This window comes from Acetobacter pomorum, assembly GCF_002738225.1.
GTDB lineage: Bacteria > Pseudomonadota > Alphaproteobacteria > Acetobacterales > Acetobacteraceae > Acetobacter > Acetobacter pomorum.
Map to the genome: position 1 here is coordinate 1 of NZ_PEBQ01000185.1, position 203 is coordinate 203.

Consider the following 203-nt stretch of genomic DNA (forward strand, 5'->3'; position numbering starts at 1 on the left):
CCTCCGACCTTAATCAGATCGTTCTGAGCACCGCCTTCTGTGCCGGCCTGGCCAAGGTCAAAGTCCGTGGTTGAGCCATTTTCCAGCGTCAAACCACCATCAATCGTCAGAGTGCCGGCCTGGCCGGCATCGCCAGCCCCAAGAGTTGCACCTTCAGCAATATCAACACTACCACCTATCGTGCCAGTACCGCCCAAGGCCGC

Annotated in this window: 1 protein-coding gene; it reads right to left on the reverse strand. The window is 58.6% G+C overall.

Annotation, left to right across the window (positions count from 1 at the left end; all coding sequences use genetic code 11):
- Nucleotides 1-203, reverse strand: a 203-nt coding sequence (locus CSR02_RS16680; protein WP_167384166.1) for a hypothetical protein, incomplete at both ends; no start/stop codon positions are given.